The sequence below is a fragment of the Aerosakkonema funiforme FACHB-1375 genome, assembly GCF_014696265.1.
GTDB lineage: Bacteria > Cyanobacteriota > Cyanobacteriia > Cyanobacteriales > Aerosakkonemataceae > Aerosakkonema > Aerosakkonema funiforme_A.
The window spans coordinates 37186-44564 of record NZ_JACJPW010000070.1; the positions used below are offsets into that span (position 1 = coordinate 37186).

6 protein-coding genes are annotated in these 7379 nt (G+C 43.3%); 3 read left to right on the forward strand and 3 right to left on the reverse strand.

Features of this window, described 5'->3' with window-relative positions; translation table 11 throughout:
* Positions 1 to 562: 562 nt before the first annotated feature.
* The gene (locus H6G03_RS23815) at positions 563 to 808 is read right to left on the reverse strand and encodes a hypothetical protein (protein ID WP_190469559.1); all 246 of its coding nucleotides are present in this window, start codon (positions 806 to 808) and stop codon (positions 563 to 565) included.
* Positions 809 to 1021: 213 nt separating this feature from the next.
* Here H6G03_RS23815 and H6G03_RS23820 point away from each other — a divergent pair, with 213 nt between their 5' ends.
* The 3 genes from H6G03_RS23820 (at position 1022) to H6G03_RS23830 (ending at position 6507) form a co-directional block, all read left to right on the forward strand.
* Positions 1022 to 2581, forward strand: coding sequence for a hypothetical protein (locus H6G03_RS23820; RefSeq protein ID WP_190469561.1), 1560 nt, complete (start codon positions 1022 to 1024; stop codon positions 2579 to 2581).
* A 381-nt stretch (positions 2582 to 2962) separates the two neighbouring features.
* Positions 2963 to 5080, forward strand: coding sequence for a hypothetical protein (locus tag H6G03_RS23825; RefSeq protein WP_190469564.1), 2118 nt, complete (start codon positions 2963 to 2965; stop codon positions 5078 to 5080).
* A 143-nt stretch (positions 5081 to 5223) separates the two neighbouring features.
* Positions 5224 to 6507: a glycosyltransferase family protein gene (locus tag H6G03_RS23830; RefSeq protein WP_407650762.1), complete on the forward strand. Its 1284-nt coding sequence runs from the start codon at positions 5224 to 5226 to the stop codon at positions 6505 to 6507.
* Positions 6508 to 6513: 6 nt separating this feature from the next.
* On the opposite strand, the gene H6G03_RS23835 is transcribed toward H6G03_RS23830, so the two are convergent.
* Both H6G03_RS23835 and H6G03_RS23840 read right to left on the reverse strand, forming a co-directional pair.
* Positions 6514 to 7095 (reverse strand): ABC transporter permease subunit, encoded by a 582-nt coding sequence (locus H6G03_RS23835; protein ID WP_199315443.1) that lies wholly within the window; start codon positions 7093 to 7095, stop codon positions 6514 to 6516.
* 8 nt (positions 7096 to 7103) lie between these two features.
* Positions 7104 to 7379, reverse strand: a 276-nt coding sequence (locus tag H6G03_RS23840) for a hypothetical protein (protein ID WP_206756643.1), incomplete at its 5' end; no start/stop codon positions are given.

The window sequence follows — 7379 nt, forward strand, 5'->3', positions numbered from 1 at the left end:
GTCTTCTCTATTTGGGGAAGGTTTGGGCTGAAATAGTCATACCTAATCGTTTTTAAAGACTCTTGATAAAGATATTTAATTGAGTCATCGATTGGCTCGTTTAGGTATCATTGTTGACTATCATTGCACCCTATTTTTAGATCCGTCAATAGTAGTACCAGCCTCCACTACCATTTGCCAACTAATCCTTCTCATTCCTCCCAACACCCATCCCAGTCATCTGTTTTGTCGAATATAAGTGTTGTTTCAAGACTGCTTGGCTCGGATAAAAGTAGGAAAAGTAGGAAAAGTAGGAAAGGCAGGAAAAGTATAGCAATTGCATATATTTTTTGCTTATGTACTGCGGAAAATTAACATAATGTACTCATAAATGGTATTTTGATATTCAATTAAGATGTTTAAGGTGATATATAATGATGGAGACTAATACCCAACATATCAAATTCAAGCTTTGAGAGGTTTATCCTAGAGGATGGTAGCTTCAAGCAAAAATTTATCGTGGTTGGGAAAATAAACTATCCATTTCGCCTTTATACAGATGCGAATTTCAACCACACTGGCTTTAATCGGTAAATTTTACTTCTCCAAATGCCGTGCTGCTGAAAGCAGTACGGCTGGTTATTCTCAGAGACTCCCAGAGATACTCAGACCTATTTAACCCGGTTGGGTACTGGAGAATAGAGAAATCAACAGCCCTTAGAAGTAAGGTATTTAACATTGACATCATATTTCTTGTCATCTGCATTTCCAGCCAAAAAGCTTTATTACTATTGTTTGGCTTAAATGCCCTGTGGGTGGCATAGTTCATCACTTAAAATTCATAGCTTGCCGAATACCAGAAAACGGCGGAATCTACGTTTTGTTTGGGTACAGATAATCCGCCGAGAATTTTTGTTTAAATTTTTATATTTGGATTGGATTGGCAAATTTAAATATTTTTTTAATTGCTGAATAAGTTGATTTAGTTTGTACTCAAAACAGTTAAAATTTGGGTAAACAAATTTCATAGAGCTCCAGAGTAATGAACACCGTAACTAGGGATATATCGATCGCAAACCCAGGCTTTGAACTACCTTTTCTGGCAGACAACGAATTTACCGTTCAGGATGTACCCGGTTGGCAAGTATACGACCCATCTGGGTTGATACTAATCCCATTCGTTTCTAACTATGCCGTCTTAAATCCCGCCACCTACTCTTATCCCGGACAAGCGCCACAAGGCAATAATGTGGGCGCAATTTTTTTGGGATTAGAACCCGGTAGCGGCGAGGTAGCGTTAACCCAAACCCTCAGCAGTGTGTTGGAAGCCAACACTACCTATAACTTACAGGTGAAAGTCGGTAATGCCGCACCGGATGAGTTTACTCCTTTTGGTTTCCCAGGCTATCGGGTAGAATTGTTGGCCGGCGATCGAGTAATTGCCCAAGATAACAACACTCAAAACCCCATAGAAGGCAGTTTTGGCATTTCAACCGTCAAATATACCGCCGCAGCCAATGACCCTAATTTGGGCAAACCGCTGCAAATTCGATTGTTTAATACTTTGCAGGGTACAGGTGCAGAAGTCGGCTTCGATGATGTCAAGTTAGAAGCAACTAAGACTACTATTGTCAACGCCGGATTTGAAGACCCTCCCCTTGTCAAAGGCGAAGAGGTGTCCTATTTAGTCATACCTGGTTGGGAAATCTACGACCCATCCGGCGTCATCGATCCGAACGAGGGATCGGGCCCTGCGGTATTCAATCCCGCGCCGGTTTTTTATCCCAATGGCGTATCGGAAGGCAATAATGGCGGCGGTCTTTTTAACACCAAAGGGCCGGGAAGTGGCATCCTGGGGATAACGCAGAAACTGCCCCTGACATTAGAAGCGAATACCGTCTACAATTTAAAATTTGATGTGGGCAATATCGCGCCCAGTCCCGATTTTCTCGACTTGGCCGGGTTCCCCGGTTATACGGTGCAACTGATGGCGGGCGATCGCGTGATTGCCCAAGATTACGATACCGTCAGTCCGGCGGAAGGGGCTTTTGTGCCCTCTTCCCTCACTTACAGCGCTGCTGCCAATGACCCGAATTTGGGCAAACAACTGGAACTGCGAGTGCTGAATTTGTCACTGCGGGAAGGTCAAGAAGTTAGTTTTGATAATTTTCGCTTAGATATTACCGGACTTCCGAAAGGATTGTTTAACGACGCGTACTATCTGCAAAATAACCCCGATGTTGCTGTGGCTGTAAGCTCTGGGAAATTTGCTTCGGGATTCGCTCATTTCGGTGCTTTTGGTTTAAAAGAAGGTCGGACATCCATCTCCCCATATTTCAATGAAGCTGCTTACTTGGAAACCTACGGCGATGTGGCAAATGGTGTCAGCACAGGCGTTTTTTCTTCTGGGCTGGAACACTTTATCTATTTTGGCTACGAAGAGCAACGCTACTCGTCTAGGTCTGTAGGACAGATGGGGAACGCTCAAGATGCTTATTTGCAAAGATACGCCGATGTCGCTCAAGCTGTAGCAGCAGGAACTTTCATCTCCGGCTACGATCATTTTCTCCAGTCAGGTGCAGCTGAAGGCCGCATTTTCTAAAATATGGATTTAGCGATCGCTTTCTAGAAGCGTGTTCGTACAGTAGTGGATAGTCGATAGGGAGACTGCGTAGCAGTATTTATTCTTCCCTATCGTCAGCACAAGTCCGGATGTACAGTTGCTGGAGAAGCAACTATCTGCATTCCAGTTCCAGCGGAATAGTGAATCTTTATACTTTGAACGACAAAACGTTTTCTTGGGTAAGTGTAATTTTGACTTTTCAGTAACTATGTGTATTCTCTGACCCCAATAATTTTTAAGTATATGATAAATTTATAAGTGTTTACACTTATTTTACCTATTCTCTGACCCCAATACTTTTTAAGTATATGATAAATTTGTAAGTGTTTATGCTTAAAAAAAGATTCAAGGTGAGGAGTGATGAACATTATCACGACCAAAATACCGATCGCAAACCCAGGCTTTGAACTACCTTTTCTGGGAGACAACGAATTTACCGTTCAGGATGTACCCGGTTGGCAGGTCTATGACCCATCAAACCTCATACTAATACCCTTCGTTTCTAACTATGCCGTATTAAATCCTGCCACCTACTCTTATCTAGGTGAAGCACCGCAAGGCAATAATGTGGGTGCCATCTTTTTGGGACTCGACCCAGGTAGCGGCGAGGTAGCGCTAACCCAAACCCTCAGCAGTGTATTGCAACCCAACACTACTTATAACTTACAGGTGAAAGTGGGTAATGCCGCCCCGGACGAATTTACTCCTTCCGGCTTCCCAGGTTATCGAGTCGAATTGTTGGCAGGCGATCGAGTAATTGCCCAAGATAATAACACTCAAAGCCCTTTAGAAGGCAATTTTGCACTTTCCACAGTCAAATATACCTCGTCAGCCAATGACCCAAATTTGGGCAAACCACTGCAAATTCGATTGTTTAATACTTTGCAGGGTACAGGTGCAGAAATCGGTTTTGATGATGTCAAGTTAGAAGCTACTACTCCGACAGTCATCAACGGCGGTTTTGAAGACCCGGTTCTCGCAGACAATGATTACACTACTCAACTGGTACCAGGTTGGCAAGTATACGATCCATCCAACCTGATTAGCGTACCGGGAGTTGGTAACTATGCAGTGTTAAATCCTGCCACATACTCTTATCCACAAGAAGCTCCTGAAGGCAATAATGTCGGAGCTATTTTTTTGGGGCTACCACCAGGAAGCGGTGTCGTTGGCTTAACCCAAACACTTCCTACTGTCTTGACGGCTGACACCACATATCAGTTAAAAGTCAAAGTTGGTAATGCTGCACCCGATGAATTTACCTCTCCCGGTTTTCCTGGCTATGCTGTGCAGCTGTTGGCTGGCTCTCAAGTAATTGCCCAGGATAATAACACCCTCAATCTGCCGGAAGGGGCTTTTGGCGAATCAACTGTCACATATTCGGCTGCTGCTAATGACCCCTATTTAGGTCAACCATTGCAAATTCGTTTGCTCAATATCTTGCAGAGCGAAGGAGCAGAAATTGGTTTCGATGATGTCAGATTCGACATTACCAAACTGCCGCCAAAGTTATTTGACGAAGCATACTATCTCCAAAATAACCCCGATGTGGCGCAGGAGGTTAGGGCGGGCAGAATTACTTCTGGATTGACGCATTTTAATTTATCCGGTCGTAAAGAAGGCCGCACATTGATATCGCCCTATTTCAACGAAGCTAGCTACTTGCAAAAATATAAGGATGTGGCAGATGCTGTCAGCGCAGGGGTTTTCTCTTCTGGATTGCAACACTTTTTGGATTTTGGTTACGAAGAGGGACGGGCTCCGGATATAGGAGTTCCCGGTTCGGGCGATATTTATTTACGAAAATACGCTGATGTAGCGGCAGGGGTGGCAAACGGAACTTTCAAATCTTGGTACGATCATTTTCTCCAATTTGGCTTGGTGGAAGGACGATCGCCCACTTATTTCTACCCTACTGATTATGAAGGGTATTACCCCGATGTCGCTGCGGCTGTAGCAGACCCAAACGACAATATAGTATCGGCTTTCGATCACTTTGTCCGCATTGGGCAATATGAAAATCGACTTCCCATTTTCACTGGTACTAGCGGTAATGATGTCGTACAAGCTTTTGGTTTAAAGCCGTTTTTATTTGGGATTGATTTTCAGGTGACTAGCTTCGATCCTGTGGATTATATCTCGGCAAGTACAGGTTTGGGCGAGATCGATACTTTGATCGGTTCGCCCGGTGCAGAGGTTTATCAGCTGGGTCACGGTACTTCCCCATCGAATCCCAATGGCATCCAGTATTATATTGGTGGCGGTGCAAATGACTACGCGATAATTCGCAATTTCGAGAAAGGAGTTGACGTCATCGAGAGCATAGATCCTAACCTTGTTCAACAGGTTCAAAATGGAAACCTCAGACTCTTTTCCAGAGGAGACTTAGTTGCAGTTTTGGAAGGGGTAACAACTCAACTGACTCGCACGAATGGAGGTGATTTCGTGTTCCTACCGGGAACTGTTTTCTTCACCTAAAAGGGTTTTAATTTCGCTCGTTCGCGCTTCGTTGCACATTGTTTATCAGACATCTCCAAAAAATAATCTCAAAGGCAGGCAGGATGCCTACCCTACCATAATTTTTGGAGATGTTTATTTTCGATCGCCATTAACTGTGAACTATGAAAGATGAACCGCAAACGATGAACGCCGATATTCTAATTCTCTCAAATGGGCCTGGGGAGTTGGCAACCTGGGTGCGTCCTGTAGTGCAACAACTGCGACAACAACTGGGATACGATCGCTCTCAAGTACGCATCTCGGTGGTGCTATCCCCTTGTCCCAACGCTAGCGGCAAAGAGGTGGAAATTGCACGCAGTTACCCAGAAGTCGATCGAGTTCAAGGTGCAGAACATTTCTTTCCATTTTTATTATGGGGTAAAACTGCACAAGATTGGGACTGGCGCGATCGCGGTGCGGTTCTTTTTTTAGGCGGAGATCAGTTTTTTACTGTGCTAATTGGCAAGCGTTTAAACTATCGTACCATAGTTTACGCTGAATGGTCAGCGCGTTGGCATGGATCGATCGATCGATTTGGCCTCATGAAATCGGAAATTCTTGCTAAAGTTTCGCCAAAATATCATCGTAAATTTACTGTTGTTGGGGACTTAATGGCAGAAGTCCAAGTTGAAAGGTTAACAGAAAAAGACGCTCAATCTCATCTAGAATTAATTGGTTTATTACCGGGATCTAAACCAGCAAAATTATTTCAGGGTGTGCCTTTTGTATTAGCAAGCGCAGAACATATCCACGCTGCACGTCCTCAAACTCGTTTTGCGATTTTTCTTGCTCCCACTTTGGATATTCAAACATTAGCACGTTTTGGCGATCCCCAGCACAATCATCTCATTCAGCGTCTGGGATGGGGAAGTGGCGAATTAGTTATACCTCCTCACCCAGAACTTCCTTTTATCAAAACACCAAGCGGTTTGCAAGTACAATTATATACGGAATCACCAGCCTACAAATTGTTATCTCAATGTCGTTTATGTCTGACTACTGTGGGTGCTAATACAGCTGAATTGGGCGCTTTAGCAGTACCGATGATTGTGTTGCTTCCCACTCAACAACTAGATGCAATGCGAAGTTGGGATGGTTTGCCGGGATTGCTTGCCAATTTACCCGGTTTCGGTGCGATTTTTGCTAAAATTATTAATTGGTCGATTCTGCAACAAAAACGTTTATTTGCATGGCCGAATATTTGGGCTAAAGCGGAAATTGTGCCGGAACTGGTGGGGAAATTGCAACCTCAATATGTCGCAGATTTGGTTTTGGATTATTTGAACAATCCTGTTAAGTTGGAGGAAATGCGCGATCGTCTTCGCAAAGTCCGAGGTGAAGCAGGCGCAGCGCAAAAGCTAGCACAGATAGTTTCCGAAGAACTTGCAAGTAGCCATATAAATTAATAAATTTTACAAGTTGTTTTTCTCATCGCTTGCAAATGGACGCATTACCAAATATCCTGCTAAATCTAAGACACCATCCAATAAAAAGCCAATAATAGCAATATAAAGTACTCCCTTGAGTACTTGTTCAGTTTCATTACTATTATAGGCATCCCATATGAAAAAGCCTATTCCTCTACCGCCGACTAAAATTTCTGCTGCGATGACGGTAAACCATGCTAATCCTATCCCTATCCTCAACCCAGTAAATATATGTTCGATCGCAACTTTCATCCCATTTTCCTCTCGCCGAGACTTTCTGACGCCTGTTGCGGTGTTAATGGCAATTTGCCAAATAGCACTGAAAAATATGAGGAAAAGTACGCTGCTGAGGTTATCTTTAAATTGGATTAGCGCGATCGGCAATAACGCGATCGCCGGAATACTCGCCGGGATCTGCAAAACTCGCTTTAATATCTCGTAGATTATATTATTGTTGCCAATAACGATTCCTATCCCAATCCCCAAAATAGCTGCTGGTATGTATGCTTGACATAACATTTGCAGGCTGGCCAAAATTGCTGAATAGATGTTATTTTCTATCTCCATTGCCTACTTCAAACTTCTTTGTCTAAAAGTTTCTTTAAAGAGGGGGAAACCCCTTGACAGGATCTTTTTTTTAAGTTATCATATTTTTGATGAGGAATAACTACCTTGCAATATTTAAATTTGGTAATATTTCCATTATTTAAGAATACCACCAAATAGCACCCTTGTACAGCCCTATTTACCGAAAAACTGGGTTTAAAGCCTCCCCCTTCTAGGGGGACTTTTTCTGATTCTGTATCCATGATAGAATTATTTATGTTGGACAATACAACGTAAATGCTGGT

Excerpts from the sequence above, each read along its gene's own strand:
- H6G03_RS23815 (WP_190469559.1), bottom strand. The coding sequence starts at position 808 with ATGAACTATGCCACCCACAGGGCATTTAAGCCAAACAATAGTAATAAA.
- H6G03_RS23820 (WP_190469561.1), top strand. The coding sequence starts at position 1,022 with ATGAACACCGTAACTAGGGATATATCGATCGCAAACCCAGGCTTTGAA.
- H6G03_RS23825 (WP_190469564.1), top strand. The coding sequence starts at position 2,963 with ATGAACATTATCACGACCAAAATACCGATCGCAAACCCAGGCTTTGAA.
- H6G03_RS23830 (WP_407650762.1), top strand. The coding sequence starts at position 5,224 with ATGAAAGATGAACCGCAAACGATGAACGCCGATATTCTAATTCTCTCA.
- H6G03_RS23835 (WP_199315443.1), bottom strand. The coding sequence starts at position 7,095 with ATGGAGATAGAAAATAACATCTATTCAGCAATTTTGGCCAGCCTGCAA.